We start from the raw sequence: 20,379 nt of genomic DNA on the forward strand, positions 1-20,379 counted from the left end.
CCTGGTCTGCCTTCCCGAACGTCTGGTATCTCATGCGAAACATTGCCCGCCGGATCAACCGCAAACAACGCTCCTTCGTCTTGATCGCAGGGATGGTAGTGGCCACCTTCGCCGCCACCATGCCCGCAACCGGGTCGACCCCGGCGAGCTCGGTGCGGACCGGCGGTGACACCAGCGCCGCGCAGCCGGTGACCGAGGAGGAGGCCCGGGAGGCTCTCGCCGAGGCCAAGAAGGTCAAGCGCAACCAGTCGGTCCGCGGCGCCCGCCAGGTCGTGCCGGGTCGGCACGTCGCCGGCCGGCCCGACGCGACCATCGCGCTGACGAACCTGTGGAACGCCAAGGACGCCCTGGACGGTTCCAACCAGAAGGCCGCGCGCGAGCTGCTCGCCCGCCCGCGCACCGCGACCCAGACCTGCAGCGACGTCGTCTGCGTCCACTACACGCCGGGCAAGGGCGGCGACAGCGCCTCGGTGGCGTACGCGACACAGGTCCGTGACGTGGTCACGAAGGTCCACAACGTCTATGTGCAGGCGGGCTACCGCAAGCCTGCGGCCGACAAGACGGTCACCCCGGGCAAGGTCGACATCTACCTGGAGAACCTGTACGACGAGGGCTACTACGGCTACTGCGCGCCCGAGACGAAGGTCTCCAAGACGGCCGCGACCGCCTACTGCGTCCTGGACAACGACTACGCCACCGCTGAGTACGGCACGGCCAACACGCCCACCGAGAACCTCCGGGTCACCGCCGCCCACGAGTACTTCCACGCCGTCCAGTTCGCCTACGACGCCGGCGAGGACCGCTGGATGATGGAGTCCACGGCGACCTGGGTCGAGGACGAGGTCTACGACAGCATCAACGACAACCGCCAGTACCTGGCCTACGGCCAGCTGGAGGACCAGCGCAAGCCGCTGGACAACTCCAACGTCTCCAACCTCGGCATCTACGGCAACTGGATCTTCTTCCGCTACCTCTCCGAGCGCTTCGCCAAGGAGCGGGGTTCCCTGCCGGAGGTGGTCCTCGGTGTCTGGAACCGGGCCCCGTCCACCTACTCCACCGCCGCCATCCGACAGATGCTCGCCGCGCGCGGCACCACGCTGAAGCTGCAGTACGCCCGCTTCGCCGCCGCCAACCTGGCCCCCGCGAAGAGCTACAGCGAGGGTGGCGCCTACTACCCGCCGGTCTACGACGGCCGCACCGCGCTGCCCGCCAAGCGCCAGACCGTCGACGGCCAGTTCACCCTCAAGCACCTCACCTACGCCTCCCAGCGCCTGGTCCCGAAGAACGTCGGCAAGGGCTGGAAGCTGCGCATCAAGGTCGACGTCGCCCGGCCCAACGCCAACGCTGCCGTGGTCAGCATCTTCCGCACCGACGGCACCCGCGGCGTCTACTACCTCAAGCCCAACAGCAAGGGCATCGCCACCAAGACCATCGAGGGCTTCTCCTCCAAGCGGATCCGCAAGGTCGAGGTCACCTTCGCCAACGCGAGCAGCAACTTCAAGTGCGGCCAGGGCACCCCGTACTCCTGCCACGGCGTCGCCACGCCCGACAAGGCCACTCACCGCTGGTGGGCCAAGACCTACCGCTGAGCGGCTGGGTCCCAGGGATACCCGGTCGACCGGGTATCCCTGGGCTTGACGGGCACTGAAACACCCGACAAGCCCACGAAGTGCCCGTCAAGTCCAGCCCAGTGTCTCACCCATTGGTCGATCAGGCAGAGGCTGACTCGGAGAGTCGCTTCAGCGCCTGGCGCACGATGGCCGGGTCGGTCGTGGCCCACATCGGCGGCAGGCTGGCCTTGAGGAAACCGCCGTAGCGGGCGGTGGCGAGCCGGGCGTCCAGCACCGCCACGACCCCACGGTCGGTGGTGGTGCGGATCAGCCGGCCGGCCCCTTGGGCCATGAGCAGCGCGGCATGGGTGGCGGCGACCTGCATGAAGCCGTTGCCGCCGGCCTTGTCGGCCGCTTGCTGCCGGGCCGACATCAGCGGGTCGTCGGGCCGCGGGAACGGGATCCGGTCGATGATCACCAGCTGACAGGTGTCGCCGGGAACGTCGATCCCCTGCCACAGCGACAGGGTGCCGAAGAGCACCGTGTGCGGGTCGGCGACGAACTGCGCGGCGAGCTCGGGCAGCTGGGCGTCGCCCTGGGCCAGCGTGGTCAGGTGAGGCAGCTTCTGGCGCACGACCTCGGCGGCCGCCTCGGCCGCGCGGCGGGACGAGAAGAGCCCGAGCGTACGCCCGTCGGCGGCGTCGACCAGGTCGACGATCTCGTCGAGGGTCTTGGCGCCCATGCCGTCGCGGCCGGGAGGAGGCAGGTGGCGGGCGACGTAGAGGATCCCCTGCCTGCCGTAGTCGAACGGGCTGCCGACATCGAGCCCGACCCACGGCAGCACGTCCTCGGTACGCTGCGCCCCGGCGCCCACCTCCGTGCGCTCCTCCGCCTTGAGCCCGAGGGATCCGGCCACGGAACCGAAGTCGCCGCCGAGCTTGAGCGTCGCCGAGGCGAAGACCACGGTCTTCTCGCGCAGCAGCTTCTCGCGCATCTGCGCCCAGACCTGCAGCGGCGCGACGCAGAGTCGCGGCGGGATCCGGTCGCTGCCCTCGTTGAGCCAGATCACGTCGTGCTCGGAGGCCGCGGCCATCCGCTCGGCGGTGGTGAAGACCTCCTGGAGTCCGCCCTTGGCCTGCTGGAAGCCGGGGTCGGCGCTGTCGGAGTCCTTCGGCTTCGGGAGCGCTGAGAGCGCGGACCGTGCGGCGTCACGCACCAGCACGAGCGCGTCGGAGACCAGCTCCGGCAGGGTCACGAACCGTCCCGGTGAGGTCTCGTTGATCGCCGCCCGCAGCGCGTCGGAGGCGTCGGCCAGGTCGTCGGCCTCGGAGCCCTCGACGTGCTTCTGCGCCCGGCGGGCGGCACGCTCCACCTCTGCGGCGGTCAGCTCGTCGGTCGCGGCCTGGGTCACGCGAGCGACCAGCTCGTGGGCCTCGTCGATCACCACCGCGTCGTACTCCGGGATCATCGGCACACCCTCGATCGCGTCGATCGCGAGCAGCGAGTGGTTGGTGACGATCAGGTGGCTCTTCTGGGCCTTGTCGCGAGCGACCTCGGCGAAGCACTCCTCGCCGAAGGGGCACTTGGCCGCGCCGAGGCAGTCGCGGTGGTTGACCGAGACCTGACGCCACTCGCGGTCGGTGTGGCGCGGCGCGGAGTCGCGCTCGCCGCTGCCGCCCTTCTCGGCCTCCTTCTCGGCCCAGCTGCGCAGCTCGAGGACCTTCTCGGCCATGGGGCCGAGCGGGACGTCGACCAGGGTGCCCTGGTCGTCGGGTGCGCCCTCGCGGACACGGTGGAGACAGGCGTAGTTGGAGCGGCCCTTGAGCACCGCGTAGGAGGCATCCACGCCGGGGCGCGAGCCGATCGCCTTGACCAGACGCGGCAGATCACGCTCGACGAGCTGATGCTGCAGCGCCAGGGTCGCGGTGGCGACCACGACCCGGCTGTCGTGGAGCAGCGATGGGACCAGATAGGCCAGCGACTTCCCGGTGCCGGTGCCGGCCTCGACCAGCAGGTGCTCCTCGTCGGCCAGGGCCTGCGCGACCGCGTCGGCCATCATCACCTGGCCCTCGCGGGTGGCCCCGCCGAGGGTCGCGACCGCATCCGCCAGGGCTTCACGTACGGGCGTCTGGGAGGCGATCTCGGTTGCGGTCACTCGGGCAACCTTAGCCGTGGGCGGGGACAGTCTCCGATCGGCTCTCCGCGATCCGGCGGGCGACGATCTCCCCGAACTGCATGTGGCCCGCGACCGTCAGGTGGGTGTTGTCCTCGAGCATCGGCAGCTGCAGGTCGAAGACGTTGATGTACGTCACTCCGTACTCCGCCGAGACCCGGCGCATCATCTTGTTGACGACCCTGATCGCCTTGGCCCGGGAGTTCACCCTGGGCGCGCTGAGCACGATGACCTCATAGCCCTCGAGCTCGTCGAGGGTGGCCCGGAAGCCCTTCTCGACGTCCTCGATGTCGCTCTTGGAGTCGTTGATGCCGCCCTCGAGCACGACCAGGTCGGCTCCTTGCGCGAGGGCGTCGGGAACCCGCTCGGGGAAGGAGATCGGGCCACACCGCTCCATCAGCTCGTGCGAGTAGCCGGTGCCGCCGAACCCGGAGACCCGGACCTCACCGTCGAGATAGCGCGGCCAGGACAGCCCGGGGTCGTCGAGCCCGAACCCCGAGGCCCAGGAGTCGCCGATCACGACGACCCGCTCACCGGCCCCGGTCACCACCGAGGCGCGGGTCACCGACTCGGCCGCCAGCCGGGTGCACAGGTCCTGGGTCACCTCGGCGCCGTGGCTCCCCTCGTCGCCCGGAAGCGCGCCGTCGCCCTCGCCGGCACAGCCGGCCAGCGTGGCCACGAGGACAGCACCGGCCAGCGCGCTCACGAACGTGGCGCGCGCCGTGCGGCGTACCTCTGTGCGCATCCGTGCCCTCTCCGTCGACCGACCGTCCCCAAGTGTGAGGGACGAGCCTGGCATCGCCCATGTCGAAACGCCGAAACCGGGCCCGGATCAGCGCCCCGGATCAGCGCCCGAGATCACGCAGGGTACGCCGCCAGCTCCCCGGCCAGGTCCGCGTTGGCGCGGCCCTTGACGACGGTGCCTTCGGCCGTGTGCTCGAGGTGGTCGATCTCGCCGTGCTGGTGGATCCGGTTGACCAGGTCGCCGCGCTCGTACGGAACCAGCGCGGAGAACTCCACGCCCGGCCGCGGCAGGTCGGTCTCGACCGCCTTGATCGCCGCATCGATGCCCTCGCCGGTCTTGGCCGAGACCGCGACCGAGTGCGGCTCGGCGCGGAGCAACCGGCTGATCACCAGCGGGTCGGCGATGTCGGCCTTGTTGATCACGACCAGCTCCGGCACGTCGCCGGCACCGATCTCGGCGAACACCTCGCGCACCGCGGCCAGCTGGCCCTCGGGGTCGGGGTGGGAGCCGTCGACCACGTGCACGACCAGGTCGGCGTCGGCGACCTCCTCCAGCGTCGAGCGGAAGGCCTCGACGAGCTGGTGCGGCAGGTGACGTACGAAGCCGACGGTGTCGGACATCGTGTAGACCCGCCCGTCCTCGGTGGTCGTACGCCGGGTGGTCGGGTCCAGGGTCGCGAAGAGCGCGTCCTCGACGAGCACCCCGGCACCGGTCAACCGGTTGAGCAGCGACGACTTGCCGGCGTTGGTGTAGCCGGCGATCGCCACCGCGGGGATCTGGTGGCGCTTGCGGTCGGCGCGCTTGGTGTCGCGGGTGCCCTTCATCGCCTTCAGCTCGCGGTTGAGCTTCGCGATCTTGGTGTTGATCCGGCGACGGTCGGTCTCGATCTTGGTCTCACCGGGACCACGACCACCGATACCGGCACCACCGGCGACCCGGCCACCGGCCTGGCGGGACAGGTTGCCACCCCAACCACGAAGCCGCTGCTTCATGTAGTTGAGCTGAGCCAGCTCCACCTGCGCCTGACCCTCGCGGGACTTGGCGTGCTGGGCGAAGATGTCGAGGATCAGGGCGGTCCGGTCGACGACCTTGACCCCGGTGCGGTCCTCCAGGTTTCGCAGCTGCGAAGGCGCCAGCTCGCCGTCGGCGATCACGGTGTCGGCGCCGGTCGTGGCGACGATCTCCTTGAGCGCCTCGACCTTGCCGCGGCCGATGTAGGTCGCGGGGTCGGGCGCCTGGCGGCGCTGGTAGATCGCCTCGAGGACCTCGGAACCGGCCGTCTCGGCCAGCAGCGCGAGCTCGGCGAGGGAGTTCTCGGCGTCCGTCTGGGTGCCGCCGGCCCACACGCCCACGAGCACCACTCGCTCCAGGCGCAGCTGCCGGTACTCGACCTCGGTGATGTCTTCGAGCTCGGTGCGCAGGCTGGCGACGCGCTTGAGCGCGTGCCGCTCGGCAAGCTCCATCGCGCCGACGGTCGGATCGTTGTCCTCGGGATCCTCGTCGGCGTAACCACTCTCGAAGCTGTCGTCGAGCGCGTCCCAGTCCTGGGTGGCCTCGAGCTCGTCAGCGAGTGAGAAATCGTGTGCGTTGTTCGTCATATACCAACAAGGGTACGGCGCCACACCACCCGGGGGACAATGCTTATCCAAGAGCGCCCCTCAGCGCTGCTCGAGCGCCTCCCGCAGCACGGTCCCGACGTCCTCCGGACGCTCCGCGACGTACGCAGCCCCACCCGTCGCATCGGCGATCGCCTGCAGCGCGCCCAGATCGGCGTCGGCGGTGATCCCGATGCCCAGGACGCGGACCGGCCGGCGTGGGTCGGAGGCAGCCTCCAGCTGACGTACGAGCTCGTCCAGGTCCATCGAACCGGGGTCGTCGTTGGTGCCGTCGGTGAAGAGCAGGACGGTGTTGGAGGCGAGCGGGTCGTAGGAGGCGACCGCCGCCTGGTAGGCCGCGAGCGCGGTGTCGTGCAGTGCGGTGCCGCCGCCGGTGCGCGCGGTGAGGCCGGCGATCTCCTCGCGCAGCTGTGCGCGCTGGTCCTTCGAGGCCAGCTGGCGGGTCGGGACGAGCACGGTGTGGTCGGCGGGATCGCCCTCGGCCGCCTCGGAGAAGGCCCACAGCCCGACCGCGGCGCCACCCGGGAGGAGCTCGACGGCCTCCGACGCCGCCGCCTGGGTGAGCTGGAGACGGGTCGTCCCGGAACCGGTCTGCCAGGCCATCGACCCGGAGACGTCGACGACTGCGATCGTCCGGGTCGGCCGCAGCTTGGCGTCCCACTCGGCAGCGGCGTTGGTCACGCTCGCCGCGTCCACCCGGGTGTAGGCACCGACGGTGGGCGACGGCTTGCCGGCACCGGTGGTGCGGAACCCGGCCTGGGTCAGCGCGGTGTCGGCCGCGCCGCTGTCGAGCACACGGGCGAAGCTGGTGATGGACTCGGCGATCGCGTTGCGGCGGGAGGAGTCGGCGGTGATCAGGACCGGGTAGTCGAGGACCACCGTGCCCTCCTTGGGCGCCGCGGCCTTCAGCATCGGCGCGTACGTCGACCACTGCTGCTCGCTGGTCGCGGTCACCCCGCTCATGACGGTCTGCAGCTCGGCCAGGCGGCCCGAATCTGTCGGCGCGGCAGCCTCGTCGCCGGAGGCGATCCGCTCGCCGTACGGCTCCAGCCTGGCCTCTCTCGCCGGCTTCGCCTGGCCGGCGACCACCGTGCCGAGGGCGCTCATCATCCGCTGGGGGTCGCCGATCAGCAGGTCGTCCTCGGCGAACGCCTCGGCGTAGGAGGTGCGGGCGAGCCCGTCGCCGGAGACGAGCACGACCGGCGAGGAGGCCATCGAGGCCCGCAGCGTCACCGGCTCGGTCGCCGGCGTGATCCGGTCGAGCCATACGGAGGAGTCGGGGATCCACACGTCGGGCAGCTCGCCGCCGAGCGCCATCGGCTGGAGGACCTGGTCGGCCTTGGTCGCCTCGACCTCGATCTGGCCGCAGCCGGCGTCCTCGAGGATGTTGCCGACCACGGTCGCCGCCTCGGGGGCCACCGCGACCGTCATCTGCGGGCCCAGGCAGGTCCGCTCGCTGCTCGAGCCCGCCTTGCCCTCGGCGACCAGCGCGGTCGCGAGCAGGCACAGCGCCAAGACGCCGGCGGCACCGGCGATCACACCGACCGTCTCCCGGGTGAACCGCGGTTCCCTCGTGGGCTCGGTCGGCCCGGCGGGCGCCTCGGGCTCGATGATCGCGAGCGCCTTCGACGTACCGGTGTCCGCCTTATCGGACATGCGAACTCCCCTAGCTCCGACATCCGCAGAGCGGTCTGAACGGTCCGCGGCTGGCGCACACATTAGCGGTGCGCCAGCCGTCGGGGTACTACCTGCGTCCTGTTACCAGTTGCGTCCGGTCACTTCGGTGGCATCCGGATGCCGCCGTCGACCCGGATGGTCTCGCCGTTCATGTAGTCGTTGGTCAGGCACTCCACGACCATGCTCGCCAGCTCCTCGGGCACGCCGAGGCGGTGCGGGAACAGCACGCTCTCGCCGAGCTTGGCCTTGAACGCCTCCGACTCGGGGCCCTCGCCGTAGATCGGGGTGTCGATCAGCCCCGGGGCGACGGTGTTGACCCGGATGCCGACCGCGGCGAGGTCGCGCGCGAGCGGAAGGGTGAGCCCGACGACGCCGCCCTTGGACGAGGAGTAGGACACCTGCCCGATCTGGCCGTCGAAGGCGGCCACACTGGCCAGGTTGACGATGGCGCCCCGCTGCCCGTTGGCGTCGGGCTCGTTGCGGCTGATGTAGGTCGCCGCCTGGCGGCACATGTCGAAGGTGCCGATCAGGTTGATCGCGATGACCTTCTTGTACGCGTCCAGGTCGTGCGCCGACCCGATCTGACCGTCACGCCCGATGGTGCGCTGCGCCCACCCGATCCCGGCCGAGTTGACCACCGCCTTCAGCGGCGCGATCTCCACGGCCCTCTCCACGGCGTTGGTGATCTGGTCGGTGTCGGTGACGTCAACGGGCACGAACAGCCCCTTGATCTCCTCCGCCAGGGCCTCGCCCTTGTCCTTCTGCATGTCCGCGACGATGACCGTCGCACCCTTGGCCGCCAGCGCCCGGGCCGTTGCCGCCCCGATTCCGCTGGCCGCTCCGGTCACGATCGCTGTGCTGTCAGTCAACTCCATGGGCAGCACCATAGACGTGACCACCCTCACGGTGGTGAATACCCGTTAACCGTCTCGTCGAAACTGTAGTTGTGGCGGGCCGAAACTGCAGATATGGGCGGCGAAAGTAGAGGTTCGTCACCCACAACTACAGACTCGGCCCGCCATTTCTGCAGTCTCGGCGGGGAGGGTCAGAGGGAGGTGGTGCCTTCAGCGACCAGGATCGCCGGTCCGGTGAGCAGAACGCGGTCGTCGGTCGTCCAGGTGACGTGGAGCGTTCCGCCCGGCACATCCACCCGGTACGTCACATCGGCATCGCGCGCGATCGCGAGGCCGTCGGCCTCGGCGGCCGCGACCATCACCGCACACGCCCCGGTGCCGCAGGAGCGGGTCTCGCCGGCGCCGCGCTCGTAGACCCGCATGGCGACGTGACGCTCGGCGACGCGTACGAAGAACTCCACGTTGACCCCGTGCGGATAGACGGTCTCGTCGAAGATCGGGGAGTCGTAGAGGTCGCCGACCGGGCCGTGGGGGTCGATCGACTCGACCTCGGCGGCAGCGTGCGGGTTGCCCATGTCGACGTTGCACGCCGACCAGAAGTGGTGGGCGACGGTGACCTGGGTCGACCCGAGCAGCTTCGGCGAGCCCAGATCGGCCGTCCAGACGTCCCCCTCCGCGCGCAGGGTCTTGTCGCCGGCGCGCGTGGCGAAGGTGACCTCGTCACCGGCGAGCCCGGCAGAACGCAGATATTCCGCGAAGACGCGGGTGCCGTTGCCGCACATCTCGGCCAGGGTGCCGTCGGCGTTGCGGTAGTCCATGAACCACTCGGCGTCGCTCGCCGGCCGGTCCGCACCGGTGTAGGCGGAGGTGCGGATCACCCGCAGGATCCCATCGGCACCGATCCCGGCGCGACGGTCGCACAGGGCCCGGACCCGCGCGACCATCTCGTCCTCGGAGAGGGCGCCGTGCACCGAGCCGTCGAGGTCGGGCAGCAGCACGAAGTCGTTCTCCGTGCCGTGGCCCTTGAGGTAGGAGTAGGTCATCAGTAGAGGTACTTCGAGTAGACGTCGGTGCGGTAGTAGTCCTCCATCTCCGCCAGCGTGCGCGGGTCGTTCTCGACCTGCTTGGCGATGACCGCGCGCTTGGGGAGGTGGTCGGGGTTCCAGGTCTCCGGGTCCCACAGGCCAGAGCGCAGGAACGCCTTGGCGCAGTGGAAGAAGATGTCGTCGATCTCGACGACCAGGGCGAGGATCGGCCGCTTGCCCTTCACGGCCATCTCGTCGAAGAACGGCGCGTGCGAGACCAGCCGGGCACGGCCGTTGATCCGCAGCGTGTCACCCCGGCCGGGGATCAGGAAGTTGAGCCCGACGTGCGGGTTGGAGAGCACGTTGCGGTAGCCGTCGACCCGCTTGTTGCCCGGTCGCTCGGCGATCGCGATCGTCTTGTCGTCGATGACGTGCACCAGCGACCCGGCCGGATCCCCCTTGGGCGAGGCGTCGCAGTTGCCGTCGGCGTCGGAGGTCGCGAGCACGCAGAACGGCGTCGCGGCGAGCCACTCCCGGTCGATGTCGAGGAGCGCCGGACGCCCCTTGGTCGCCGCCCGCTCGTGCGGCGTGCCGACCACGCCGACGAGCTCCTCGAGCGTGCTGATCTCAGTCCAGGTAGGGGTCACTGCCCCAGCGTACGAGGCGGCACCTCGCCGCGGCGAGCCCGCAGCCAGTCGATCGGGTCACCCCGGTCGACCTCGACGCCGGCCATCCGGAGCATCATCCGGGCCAGCAGACGCCGGTGGGCTGCGTACGTCAGGACGTGGGCGACCACCGACCCCATCTGAAAGCTCTCCGGCGGCTCGCACAGGGCGTCCACGAGCCGGTCCTCCCAGGCCCCGCGCCGCTCGATGTCGCGGACGACCGCGAGCCAGCGTGCGGCCACGGACTCGTGGCGCTCGATCAGCGCGGCGACGTCGTCGGAATGGCGCCGGACAGGCATCGAGAGCCCCTCGATGGAGGCCACCCAGCACTCCTTGGCCCACACGGTCGCCTCGAGGACCTGGCGCAGAGACTCCTCCGGCCCGTCCCACGGCAGCACCTCGTGGCCCGGCAGCCGCACCCCGGTGAGCACCTCCTCGGGCAGGCCCTTGGCCAGATCGAGCAGCGCCCGGGTGTCGTCGACGTCGTGCATCACCAGCTGCTCGGTCAGCGGCGCGAGCACCCGTTCCTGGGAGTCGACCCACAGCGACTCGGGCGGGTGGAAGTGGATCCCGTTCGGCGCGGGCAGCCAGTGGCTGACGGCGGCCGTGCTCGGCGGGTGCCCGAACGCCTTCGCATAGGCCCGCGAGAACCCTTCGACCGACTCGTATCCGGCTGCCCAGGCCGCGTCGGTCACGGTGCCGCCGTGCTGCAGCTGCCAGGCAGCCCGCTCCAGCATCACCCGCCGTCGCATCGCCACCGGCGGCTCGCCCGCACCGCGGGAGAGGAGCCGGTTGAAGTGGTAGGGCGAGGTGTAGGCGTCACCCGCCATCTGAGCCAGCGTGCGAGGCTCCCCCTCGTCGGCGCCGTCGAGCACGGCGTCCAGCAGCTCCCGCAGGCGGTCCCGCACGTGTTCGCTCACAGCGCCACCGCCCGCACCGCCGCGACGGCCTTCTCGAGACGGGACGGGTCGTCGTAGGAGACCCACACGACCCGCGGATCCTTGCGGAACCAGGCGTCCTGACGCCGGGCGAACTGCCGGGTCCTGATCGCGGTCCGCTCCATGGCCTCCTCCAGGGTCATCTCTCCGGAGAGGTACGCGGCGACCTCGTTGTAGCCGATGGCCTTCGCCGCGGTCCGCGACCGTCCGAGTCCCGCCTCCAGGAGCCGGGCGACCTCATCGACGAACCCGGCCTCGAACATCTCCGCGACGCGTTGCCGGATGCGTACGTCCAGGGCGTCGCGGGAGATGTCGACGCCGATCTGGATGGAGGCCGGGTCCTCGTAGACCTGCTCGGGCAGCCGCGCACTGAACGGCTCGCCGGTCAGCTCGATGACCTCCAGGGCGCGTACGACGCGACGGCCGTTGTCGACCTCGATCCGCTCTGCCGCCACCGGGTCAAGGGCTCGCAGTCGGTCGTGAAGTGCCTTCTCACCTGCGGTTTCGAGCTCCTTCTCCAGGCGCTCCCGCACCTCGGTCGAGGTCCCGGGGAACTCGAACCGATCCAGGATCGCTCGGGTGTAGAGAGCGCTGCCGCCGACCAGCACGGGCGTCTTCCCGGCCTCGCGGAGCGTCGCGATCCGCTCGCGCGCCAGCCGTTGGAAGTCGGCGACGGAGGCCGGCTCGGCGATGTCGAGCAGGTCCAGCAGATGGTGCGGGATCCCGCGCCGCCCGGCGACCGGGAGCTTCGCGGTTCCGACGTCCATGCCGCGGTAGACCTGCATCGCGTCGGTGTTGATGATCTCGCCGCCGAGGGTCTCGGCGAGGTCCAGCGAGAGTGACGTCTTGCCCGCCGCGGTGGCTCCCACGACCGCCACGATCGGGGTGCTGGACCGAGGAGAAGATCCCAAACTGGGTAGCTCAGGTGAACTATCCGGCTCGCGTGTCCCCCTGTTGCTGTCGTACTCCATGTGGTTAGTCTGGCGGCTAGTTGGCTCATACGGGGAGCCACCGAACACGAGGGGGGAAGCATGAGCTTCTTGGACAAGGCAAAGGACCTCATCGGACAGGGTGTCGACAAGGTCGGTGCCGACAAGGTCGGCGAGGGCCTGGACAAGGCCGGCGAGTTCGCCGACGAGAAGACCGGTGGCAAGTTCAGCGACCAGATCGACCAGGGCGTCGAGACCGCGAAGAACGAGGCGGAGAAGCTGGACGGCAACTGAGCCCATCCACGCATCGAGGCGGGGAGCAACCCACACCGGGTTGCTCCCCGCCTCGCTTTGCGTGAGCGCTACACCCAGTTGACATTTTGCGTGGGTTTTTCCGAAACACTGTTACGTACCTGTTGCCATTCGTGCCGTCACATGGAACGGTCGAGAGCGTCTCATTCGCGTGCCTCACCGAATGGGGCAGCCGGGGGGCGGACGTGCGACGCATGTTCCGAAGCCGGTCCGAACACAACTACTCGGAAGTGTGGACCAATATGTCTGAGAACTACGGCAACAGCGACGAGCAGCAGAACTACGGCCAGGAGGGCGGCTTCGGCGGCCAGGAGCCCAACGAGGGCTCCTCCTACGGCGAGCAGTCCAGCGAGGGCGGCTTCGGCGGCCAGGAGGGCGGCCAGAGCGAGGGTGGCTCCTACGGCGAGCAGTCCTCCAGCGAGGGCGGCTTCAGCGGCGGCGAGCAGTCCGAAGGTTCGGGCTACGGCTCCGAGGGTGGCCAGAGCGAGGGCGGCTCCTCCTACGGTGAGCAGTCCGACGAGGGCAGCTCCTACGGTGGCGGCGAGCAGTCCGAGAGCTCGAGCGAGGGTGGCTACGGCGGCCAGGAGTCCGACGAGGGCTCCTCCTACGGCTCCGAGGGTGGCCAGAACGAGGGCGGCTCCTACGGCGAGCAGCAGTCCAGCGAGGGCGGCTTCGGTGGCGGCCAGGAGCAGTCCGAGGGCTCCGCCTACGGCTCCGACGAGGGCTCGGGCGAGGGTGGCTTCGGCGGCGAGCAGGAGCAGTCGCAGTTCTGAGTCAGCTCCGCTGATCGCAGACGGATCGAGCGCCGGGCCCGCAAGGGACCCGGCGCTCGGCGCTTCTGCACGGAGATCGTCGAGCAGCGATCAGGCGCGGTACGCCACCCACCCGTCGATCATGCGCTGCACCTGGCCCGGCGTGAACTCGTCCATGCACGCGTCCTCGGTGTAGTCCATGAAGTTGTGGATCGGGTCGAGGCCCGGAGCCGTGCAGGTGTCCGACCCCTCCGGGCAGCCGAACGCGGGCGCCGCCTCGGCCGGGGTGTCGGCGACCTGGTCGCCCTTGCCGTGACAGCCACCCTGGAAGGTGTGGTAGAGGTGCAGCCAGTGGCCGACCTCGTGGGTGGCGGTGTCGCCCTCGTCGTACGGCGCCGCGTCACCGCCCGGGAGCGAACCGGCCAGGATGACCACGCCGTCCTGCGACGAGATGTTCTTGGTCGGGAAGGTCGCCCAGCCGAGCAGGCCGTCGTCGATCTCGCCGATGTAGACGTTGAGCGCGTTGTCACCGCCCTGGCGCAGCGTCGACTTCATCTCCCGCTCCCCGGCCGAGCCGGAGATGATGGGGTACCAGGCCGGGTTGATCGTGGTCTCCTGGCCGGCCACCTCGAAGGAGAACGGCGTGCCGGCGTACGCCGCGTTGAGCACGTCGATCTGCGCGTCGATGTTGGCCTGCGGGACGGCGCCGGTGGTGGCGTCCTCCTGGATGACGTGGATGTAGGTCGGGATGGTCGTCGGGCCGAGGGTGGCGCTGCCACCCTTCTTCCCCTTCGCCGCCAGCGCGTCGCTGAGCGCCTTCTCCTTGGCGTCGGCCTGCTTGGCGGTCAGATGGTTCGTGTCGCGGACCTGCTTGGCGCCCTCGGCGACACGGGTCGCGCCGACCTCGTGCGGGTCGAAGCAGGCACCACCTTCTCCTGCCGCCTGCATCGCGGACGCGGGCGCCGCGGCCGCCAGGCCTGATGCCACCAGCACTCCGAGCGCACCCATCGCCGCTGCTCTGCCGGCCAGCTTGGGAATCGACATGGGGGTATCCCTTCCTGAGACAAGTTGCCTCAGGCTAGGACAGAAATACCCTCGGGGGAACGGAGTTACGGAGAATTTGCTGTTCGAGTAACGTGACGCCGCACGATCAGCCGCAGGCGGGCGCAGCGGGCAGCGGAGCCGGCACACCGACCGACGGCATGCCCAGGCCCACCGAAGGCGTCTCGGGCTCGGTCCGGCCCTGCCGCGCCTCCCAGGCGTCGCCGGAACGGGTGCGACGCACCTCGAGCACCGGGTTGTCGGCGACCAGGTGGTGCGGCGCCGCGTAGGTGATCTCGACCTTGACCATGTCGCCGGGACGTACGCCCTCGGCACCGGCCGCATTGAAGTGAACGAGCCGGTTGTCGGGAGCACGGCCCGAGAGGCGGTGGGTCTCGGCGTCCTTGCGGCCCTCGCCCTCGGCGACCATCAGCTCGAGCGTACGTCCGACGTTCTTCTTGTTCTCCTCGTAGGCGATCTCGTTGACGAGGTCGACGAGCCGGCCGTAGCGGTCCTTGACCACCTCGGGCGAGATCTGGTCGGGGAGGTCGGCAGCAGGGGTGCCGGGACGCTTGGAGTACTGGAACGTGAAGGCGCTCGCGAACCGCGACTCGCGGACCACGTCGAGGGTGGCCTGGAAGTCCTCCTCGGTCTCCCCCGGGAAACCGACGATGATGTCGGTGGTGATCGCCGCGTGCGGGATCGCCGCCCGGACCCGCTCGATGATGCCGAGGAACTTGGTCGACCGATAGGAGCGCCGCATCGCCTTCAGCACCCGATCGGAGCCGGACTGCAGCGGCATGTGCAGCGACGGCATCACGTTGGGCGTCTCGGCCATCGCCTCGATGACGTCGTCGGTGAACTCCGCGGGGTGCGGGCTGGTGAACCGGACGCGCTCCAGGCCCTCGATCTCGCCACAGGCGCGCAGCAGCTTCGAGAACGCCTGCCGGTCGCCGAACTCCACGCCGTAGGCGTTGACGTTCTGGCCCAGCAGGGTCACCTCGGTGACGCCCTCGGCGACCAGCGCCTCGATCTCGGCGAGGATCTCGCCCGGGCGCCGGTCCTTCTCCTTGCCCCGCAGGCTCGGAACGATGCAGAAGGTGCAGGTGTTGTTGCAGCCCACGCTCACCGACACCCAGGCGGCGTAGGCCGACTCGCGCTTGGTGGGCAGCGTGGACGGGAAGACCTCGAGGGACTCCAGGATCTCGACCTGGGCCTCCTCCTGCACCCGGGCCCGCTCGAGCAGCACCGGGAGCGAGCCGATGTTGTGCGTCCCGAACACCACGTCGACGTACGGCGCCTTCTCGGTGATCGTCGCCCGGTCCTTCTGCGCGAGGCAGCCGCCGACAGCGATCTGGAGGTCGGGGTTGGCCTCCTTGATCGGGGCCAGGTGGGAGAGGTTGCCGTAGAGCTTGTTGTCGGCGTTCTCCCGCACCGCGCAGGTGTTGAAGACGACCACGTCGGCCTGCGTGCCCTCGGTCGCCTTGAGGTAGCCCGCGTCCTCGAGCAGCCCGGAGAGGCGCTCGGAGTCGTGGACGTTCATCTGGCAGCCGTAGGTGCGGACTTCGTACGTACGGGCCGTTGCGGAGCCAGAGGCGATCGACGTAGTCATAGCGCCCTCAAGCGTACGACCGCAGGGGCCGCGCGGAGGAATCCAGCGCGGATGGCGGTGGCGGCCCGGCGTACTGAATCTTGTTGGTTATGCGCTTGTAACCGATACCGGGGACCAAGTCATGGATGTGCAATGCAGGATGTGGTTAGGTCTGCGGCATGACCGTGCTTGACACAGATCCCACCAGCGCACCTTCGGGAGACGCCCTGGTGGTGCTCGACCATGTCGACAAGCACTACGGCGACCTGCACGTGCTCCAGGACATCAACCTGGAGATCAAGCGTGGCGAGGTCGTCGTGGTGATCGGGCCCTCGGGTTCGGGGAAGTCGACCCTCTGCCGCACGATCAACCGGCTGGAGACGATCGACTCCGGGACGATCAAGCTCGACGGCAAGGAGCTGCCCGCGGAGGGCAAGGGCCTGGCCAAGCTGCGCGCCGAGGTCGGGATGGTCTTCCAGAGCTTCAACCTCTTCGCCCACAAGACGATCCTGCAGAACGTCACGCTGGGCCCGATGAAGGTGCGCAAGCTGAAGAAGGCCGACGCCGAGGCCGAGGCGAAGAAGCTGCTCGACCGCGTCGGCGTCGGCGCGCAGGCGGCGAAGTACCCCGCCCAGCTCTCCGGCGGCCAGCAGCAGCGCGTCGCGATCGCTCGCGCGCTGGCGATGAAGCCGCAGGTGATGCTCTTCGACGAGCCCACCTCCGCCCTCGACCCGGAGATGGTCAAGGAGGTGCTCGACGTCATGGTCAGCCTCGCCAAGGAGGGCATGACGATGATCGTCGTCACCCACGAGATGGGCTTCGCCCGGGTCGCCGCCGACCGCGTCGTCTTCATGGCCGACGGCCAGATCGTCGAGTCGAACACCCCGGCCGAGTTCTTCGACAACCCGCAGTCCGAGCGCGCCAAGGACTTCCTCGGCAAGATCCTCAAACACTGAACGTACGTCTCGGGTGAGCCCCTGAGCTCGCGAACCCTGCAATGCACCAACACTCATATTCCAGAAGGTGGATTCGATGAAGTTCAAGAAGATCGCCGCGGTCGTGGGCGCCCTCGCGCTCGCCGGCTCGCTCGCTGCCTGTGGTGGCGGCGACGACACCGGCTCCGACGCCGGCGGCGACAAGATCAAGATCGGCATCAAGTTCGACCAGCCGGGTCTCGGCTTCAAGGAGGCCGACGGCTCCTACTCGGGCTTCGACGTCGACATGGCGACCTACATCGCCGAGGGTCTCGGCTACGAGGGCGACCAGATCGAGTTCGTCGAGGCCGTCTCCGCCAACCGCGAGACTTTCCTCAAGGACGGCACCGTCGACATGATCCTGGCGACCTACTCGATCACCGACGAGCGCAAGGCCGAGGTCGACTTCGCCGGTCCTTACTACATCGCCGGTCAGGACCTCCTGGTCGCGGCCGACAACACCGACATCACCGGCCCCGACACGCTCGACGGCAAGAAGCTCTGCTCGGTGACCGGCTCGACCTCGGCCCAGAAGGTCAAGGACGAGTACGCCAAGGGCGTCCAGCTGCAGGAGTTCGACACCTACAGCAAGTGCGTCACCGCCATCGCCGGCGGCCAGCTCGACGCCATGACCACCGACGACATCATCCTGGCGGGCTACGCCCAGCAGGAGCCGGGCAAGTTCAAGATCGTCGGCGCCCCCTTCTCCGAGGAGAACTACGGCGTCGGTCTGCCCAAGGGCAGCAAGGACCGCGACAAGATCAACGACCTGATCGAGCAGTCCTTCGAGGACGGCGCCTGGGAGAAGGCGTTCAACGACAACCTCGGCGAGTCCGGTTACGAGCTGCCGGAGCCGCCGGCGGTCGACCGCTACTGAGCGTTCAGCGAAAGCCGAGTCGGCGCAAACGGACCACAGCGAAGCGAGGACCGGATTGCGCCGACTCGGCGTAAGCAAACGCTGTATCTGAACAATCCTGGAAGGACCCATGGATCTCTTCTCCGAGTACGGGTCAGCCATCCTGACCGCGTTCGGGCTGACTCTGAGGCTTGCCGTCTACAGCGGCATCTTCGCGCTTATCCTCGGCACCGTGCTCGCCGTGTTCCGGGTGTCTCCGGTGCCGGTGCTGCGGTTTGTCGGTGCGGCCATCGTCTACACGTTCCGCAACACGCCGCTGACGCTGGTGATGTTCTTCGCGCTCTTCGGGCTCGCGTATCAACTGGGGTTCAACCCGGCACCTGACGACCTCTACGAGAACAACTTCCGTCTCGCGGTCCTGGCGCTGGGGATCTACACCTCGACGTTCGTGTGCGAGGTGCTCCGTGCCGGCATCAACACGGTGCCCCTCGGTCAGGCCGAGGCGGCCCGCGCGATCGGACTCACCTTCACCCAGAACCTCCGTCACGTCGTTCTACCGCAGGCGCTGCGCTCGGTGATCAACCCCTTGGCCAGCGTGCTGATCGCGATGACCAAGAACACCACCGTCGCCGTCACCATCGGTGTCGTCACCGCGACCGGCGTCAACGAGGCATCGGGTCAGATGAAGACCATGATGGAGAACGAGGCCGACCAGATCCTGCTGATCTTCATCATCTTCGCGATCGGCTTCATGATCCTCACCCTGCCCATCGGCTTCCTCGCCAACTGGGCCTCCAAGCGATTCGCGGTGATCCGATAATGGCCGCCTCTGTTCTCTACGACGCGCCCGGCCCGCGCGGCAAGGCGCTCAACCGGGTCTACTCCGGTGTCACGGTGGTGGTGCTCCTGGTCCTCGCCTGGTTTGTCTGGTCGAAGTTCGATGAGACCGGCCAGTGGGAAGCCGCGAAGTGGACACCGTTCCTCGAGGCACCCGCCTGGGAGAACTTCCTCATCCCCGGCATCATCGGCACGTTGCGCGCCTTCGCGGTCGGCTCGGTCCTCGCGCTCGTCTTCGGGTTCGTGTTCGCCGTCGGACGGCTCTCCCAGAGCAAGCTCGTCAGCATCCCCTCGGCGGTGGTCATCGAGTTCTTCCGCTCCATCCCGATGCTCCTGCTGATGATGTTCATCTACTTCATGCAGGCGCCGCTCGGGTTCGACACCGATGTCTTCTGGGCGGTCGTCCTGGGTCTGATGCTCTACAACGGTTCCGTGCTCGCCGAGATCATCCGAGCCGGCGTCGGCGCGCTGCCCAAGGGGCAGGCGGAGGCCGGCGTCGCGATCGGGCTCTCGGATGGGCAGGTGATGCGCACGATCCTGCTGCCGCAGGCGGTGCGCTCGATGCTGCCGGCGATCATCGCCCAGCTGGTGGTTCTCCTCAAGGACACCGCGCTCGGCTACATCCTCGCCTACAGCGAGCTGCTCAATCAGATCGTCAAGCTGGACGGCAACTTCAAGAACCTGATCCCGGCAGCGATCGTCGTCGCGGCGATCTACATCGCCCTCAACACGATCCTCGGACTGATCGCCAACTACGTCGAAGTCCGTACGCGGCGAGTGGCACGCACCGCGGCACCGGTTGGTCACGCCGGCGCGGTCGACCCGGTCGCCGCCGAGGCCGAGCTCGTTCAGAAGGGCAACGCCAGCGGCCACGGCACCGCGATCTAGGCGCATCGGCACGGAACCGGCCCGCTACCCCGTTTCGGGGCAGCGGGCCGTTGCGTACCTGCTTCTACTTCTTCTTCGGGGTAACCCAGAGGTTGATGGTGCCCTCGATGACGACGGTGCCGTCCTCGCGGATGCCCTTGACCCGGACGGCGAGGTCGCCGTCGGCGGTCTCCCAGTCCTCCTGGTCGGTCTCCGCGATGCAGGTGATGTCGGAGGTCGCCTTGGCGGTGTAGGAGACGGTCATCCCCTTGGGGATCCAGCGCTTGTCGCGCGGGATGGTGACCTCCGCAAGGGCACCCATCGCCATCTCGAGGCCATTGCACAGCGCGATGGCGTGCACGGTCCCGATGTGGTTGTGGTTGCCCTTGCGGTTGGGCACGATGACCTCGGCGTAGTTGGGCCGCAGCTGGTTGACCAGCGGGTGGATGGACCCGAAGTAGGGCGCCTTCTTCGCGAACGCGACCGAGAATGCTCGCTTGCCCACAACCGGCACGCGGTTGAAGGACTTCCAGAGGTCGTAGAGCTGGCTCATGGCGGTCAGGTTACCCGAGGGTAACCCCCTCCCCTCTCCTGGCCCGAGATCAGGAGAGGGAGAGGAAGACCTTCTCGAGCTCCTCGATCTGCTCCGGGCGGTCCCCATCGGCGTGCGCACGGCGCAGTTCGTTGGAGAGCAGCGCGAAAGCCGCCTTGTCGAGGGCACGGGTCACTGCCTTGAGCTGGCCGACCACATCGGCGAGCTCGCGGCCGTCTTCGATCATGCGGAGCACGCCACCGAGCTGGCCCTGAGCCCTGCGGACTCGATTGACCACGCTCGTCGTCTCCGCGTCCCGAGGCTGGGGGACGGTCACGTCGTCAGTCAAAGTCTTGCCTTCCATCGTTTCTGGCATCATTCCTGGCTCGTTGTTGTATCCCCCGGGGGACAACGGTCCAGACCAGTTGGCGTTACGGTTCTTTTT

Annotated in this window: 20 protein-coding genes; 7 read left to right on the top strand and 13 right to left on the bottom strand. The window is 68.8% G+C overall.

Features of this window, described 5'->3' with window-relative positions; all coding sequences use genetic code 11:
* Nucleotides 1-32 precede the first annotated feature (32 nt).
* Nucleotides 33-1,589 carry an MXAN_6640 family putative metalloprotease gene (locus OG984_RS16785; protein WP_328527431.1) on the top strand — a complete coding sequence of 519 codons (1,557 nt, stop codon included), beginning with the start codon at nucleotides 33-35 and terminating at the stop codon, nucleotides 1,587-1,589.
* A gap of 121 nt (nucleotides 1,590-1,710) precedes the next feature.
* Here the strand turns inward: OG984_RS16785 and OG984_RS16790 are convergent, their stop codons facing one another.
* From OG984_RS16790 to miaA, 9 genes are all read right to left on the bottom strand, one after another.
* Nucleotides 1,711-3,705, bottom strand: coding sequence for an ATP-dependent DNA helicase (locus tag OG984_RS16790; RefSeq protein ID WP_328527432.1), 1,995 nt, complete (start codon nucleotides 3,703-3,705; stop codon nucleotides 1,711-1,713).
* A gap of 10 nt (nucleotides 3,706-3,715) precedes the next feature.
* The gene (locus tag OG984_RS16795) at nucleotides 3,716-4,468 is read right to left on the bottom strand and encodes an SGNH/GDSL hydrolase family protein (protein WP_328527433.1); all 753 of its coding nucleotides are present in this window, start codon (nucleotides 4,466-4,468) and stop codon (nucleotides 3,716-3,718) included.
* A 113-nt stretch (nucleotides 4,469-4,581) separates the two neighbouring features.
* Nucleotides 4,582-6,066: a GTPase HflX gene (hflX, locus tag OG984_RS16800; protein WP_328527434.1), complete on the bottom strand. Its 1,485-nt coding sequence runs from the start codon at nucleotides 6,064-6,066 to the stop codon at nucleotides 4,582-4,584.
* A 60-nt stretch (nucleotides 6,067-6,126) separates the two neighbouring features.
* Entirely contained in the window at nucleotides 6,127-7,740 is a 1,614-nt protein-coding gene (locus OG984_RS16805; protein WP_328527435.1) for a VWA domain-containing protein, read from the bottom strand.
* Nucleotides 7,741-7,859: 119 nt separating this feature from the next.
* Nucleotides 7,860-8,636 (bottom strand): SDR family NAD(P)-dependent oxidoreductase, encoded by a 777-nt coding sequence (locus OG984_RS16810; protein ID WP_328527436.1) that lies wholly within the window; start codon nucleotides 8,634-8,636, stop codon nucleotides 7,860-7,862.
* Nucleotides 8,637-8,806: 170 nt separating this feature from the next.
* Entirely contained in the window at nucleotides 8,807-9,658 is an 852-nt protein-coding gene (gene dapF / locus OG984_RS16815; RefSeq protein ID WP_328527437.1) for a diaminopimelate epimerase, read from the bottom strand.
* Entirely contained in the window at nucleotides 9,658-10,287 is a 630-nt protein-coding gene (locus OG984_RS16820) for a pyridoxamine 5'-phosphate oxidase family protein (protein WP_328527438.1), read from the bottom strand. The genes dapF and OG984_RS16820 overlap by 1 nt, the downstream gene beginning before the upstream one ends.
* Nucleotides 10,284-11,225, bottom strand: a complete 942-nt coding sequence (locus tag OG984_RS16825; RefSeq protein ID WP_328527439.1) for a helix-turn-helix transcriptional regulator — start codon at nucleotides 11,223-11,225, stop codon at nucleotides 10,284-10,286. Before OG984_RS16825 ends, OG984_RS16820 begins: the two co-directional genes overlap by 4 nt.
* Entirely contained in the window at nucleotides 11,222-12,154 is a 933-nt protein-coding gene (gene miaA / locus OG984_RS16830; protein ID WP_442940904.1) for a tRNA (adenosine(37)-N6)-dimethylallyltransferase, read from the bottom strand. The genes OG984_RS16825 and miaA overlap by 4 nt, the downstream gene beginning before the upstream one ends.
* A 120-nt stretch (nucleotides 12,155-12,274) precedes the next feature.
* Here miaA and OG984_RS16835 point away from each other — a divergent pair, with 120 nt between their 5' ends.
* Both OG984_RS16835 and OG984_RS16840 read left to right on the top strand, forming a co-directional pair.
* The gene (locus OG984_RS16835; protein WP_040756889.1) at nucleotides 12,275-12,466 is read left to right on the top strand and encodes an antitoxin; all 192 of its coding nucleotides are present in this window, start codon (nucleotides 12,275-12,277) and stop codon (nucleotides 12,464-12,466) included.
* Between the two features lie 260 nt (nucleotides 12,467-12,726).
* A complete protein-coding gene (locus OG984_RS16840) occupies nucleotides 12,727-13,257 on the top strand; it encodes a hypothetical protein (protein WP_328527441.1) in 531 nt (176 codons plus the stop codon).
* A 90-nt stretch (nucleotides 13,258-13,347) separates the two neighbouring features.
* On the opposite strand, the gene OG984_RS16845 is transcribed toward OG984_RS16840, so the two are convergent.
* Entirely contained in the window at nucleotides 13,348-14,280 is a 933-nt protein-coding gene (locus OG984_RS16845; RefSeq protein WP_328527442.1) for a zinc metalloprotease, read from the bottom strand.
* 106 nt (nucleotides 14,281-14,386) lie between these two features.
* Nucleotides 14,387-15,889: a tRNA (N6-isopentenyl adenosine(37)-C2)-methylthiotransferase MiaB gene (gene miaB, locus OG984_RS16850; RefSeq protein WP_328527443.1), complete on the bottom strand. Its 1,503-nt coding sequence runs from the start codon at nucleotides 15,887-15,889 to the stop codon at nucleotides 14,387-14,389.
* Nucleotides 15,890-16,047: 158 nt separating this feature from the next.
* Between miaB and OG984_RS16855 the strand changes: the two genes are divergently transcribed.
* The 4 genes from OG984_RS16855 (at nucleotide 16,048) to OG984_RS16870 (ending at nucleotide 19,423) form a co-directional block, all read left to right on the top strand.
* Complete coding sequence (locus OG984_RS16855; RefSeq protein WP_442940905.1) at nucleotides 16,048-16,824, top strand: amino acid ABC transporter ATP-binding protein; 777 nt, start codon at nucleotides 16,048-16,050, stop codon at nucleotides 16,822-16,824.
* 76 nt (nucleotides 16,825-16,900) lie between these two features.
* Entirely contained in the window at nucleotides 16,901-17,719 is an 819-nt protein-coding gene (locus OG984_RS16860; RefSeq protein WP_328527444.1) for a glutamate ABC transporter substrate-binding protein, read from the top strand.
* A gap of 109 nt (nucleotides 17,720-17,828) precedes the next feature.
* The gene (locus tag OG984_RS16865; RefSeq protein WP_328527445.1) at nucleotides 17,829-18,518 is read left to right on the top strand and encodes an amino acid ABC transporter permease; all 690 of its coding nucleotides are present in this window, start codon (nucleotides 17,829-17,831) and stop codon (nucleotides 18,516-18,518) included.
* Nucleotides 18,518-19,423, top strand: a complete 906-nt coding sequence (locus tag OG984_RS16870; protein WP_328527446.1) for an amino acid ABC transporter permease — start codon at nucleotides 18,518-18,520, stop codon at nucleotides 19,421-19,423. Before OG984_RS16865 ends, OG984_RS16870 begins: the two co-directional genes overlap by 1 nt.
* A gap of 64 nt (nucleotides 19,424-19,487) precedes the next feature.
* Here the strand turns inward: OG984_RS16870 and OG984_RS16875 are convergent, their stop codons facing one another.
* Nucleotides 19,488-19,955, bottom strand: coding sequence for a hotdog fold domain-containing protein (locus tag OG984_RS16875; RefSeq protein WP_008362589.1), 468 nt, complete (start codon nucleotides 19,953-19,955; stop codon nucleotides 19,488-19,490).
* 49 nt (nucleotides 19,956-20,004) lie between these two features.
* On the bottom strand, nucleotides 20,005-20,271 hold the full coding sequence (locus tag OG984_RS16880) for a metal-sensitive transcriptional regulator (RefSeq protein WP_008362591.1): 267 nt from the start codon (nucleotides 20,269-20,271) through the stop codon (nucleotides 20,005-20,007).
* Between the last annotated feature and the right edge of the window lie 108 nt (nucleotides 20,272-20,379).

The sequence above is a fragment of the Nocardioides sp. NBC_00368 genome (assembly GCF_036090055.1).
GTDB lineage: Bacteria > Actinomycetota > Actinomycetes > Propionibacteriales > Nocardioidaceae > Nocardioides.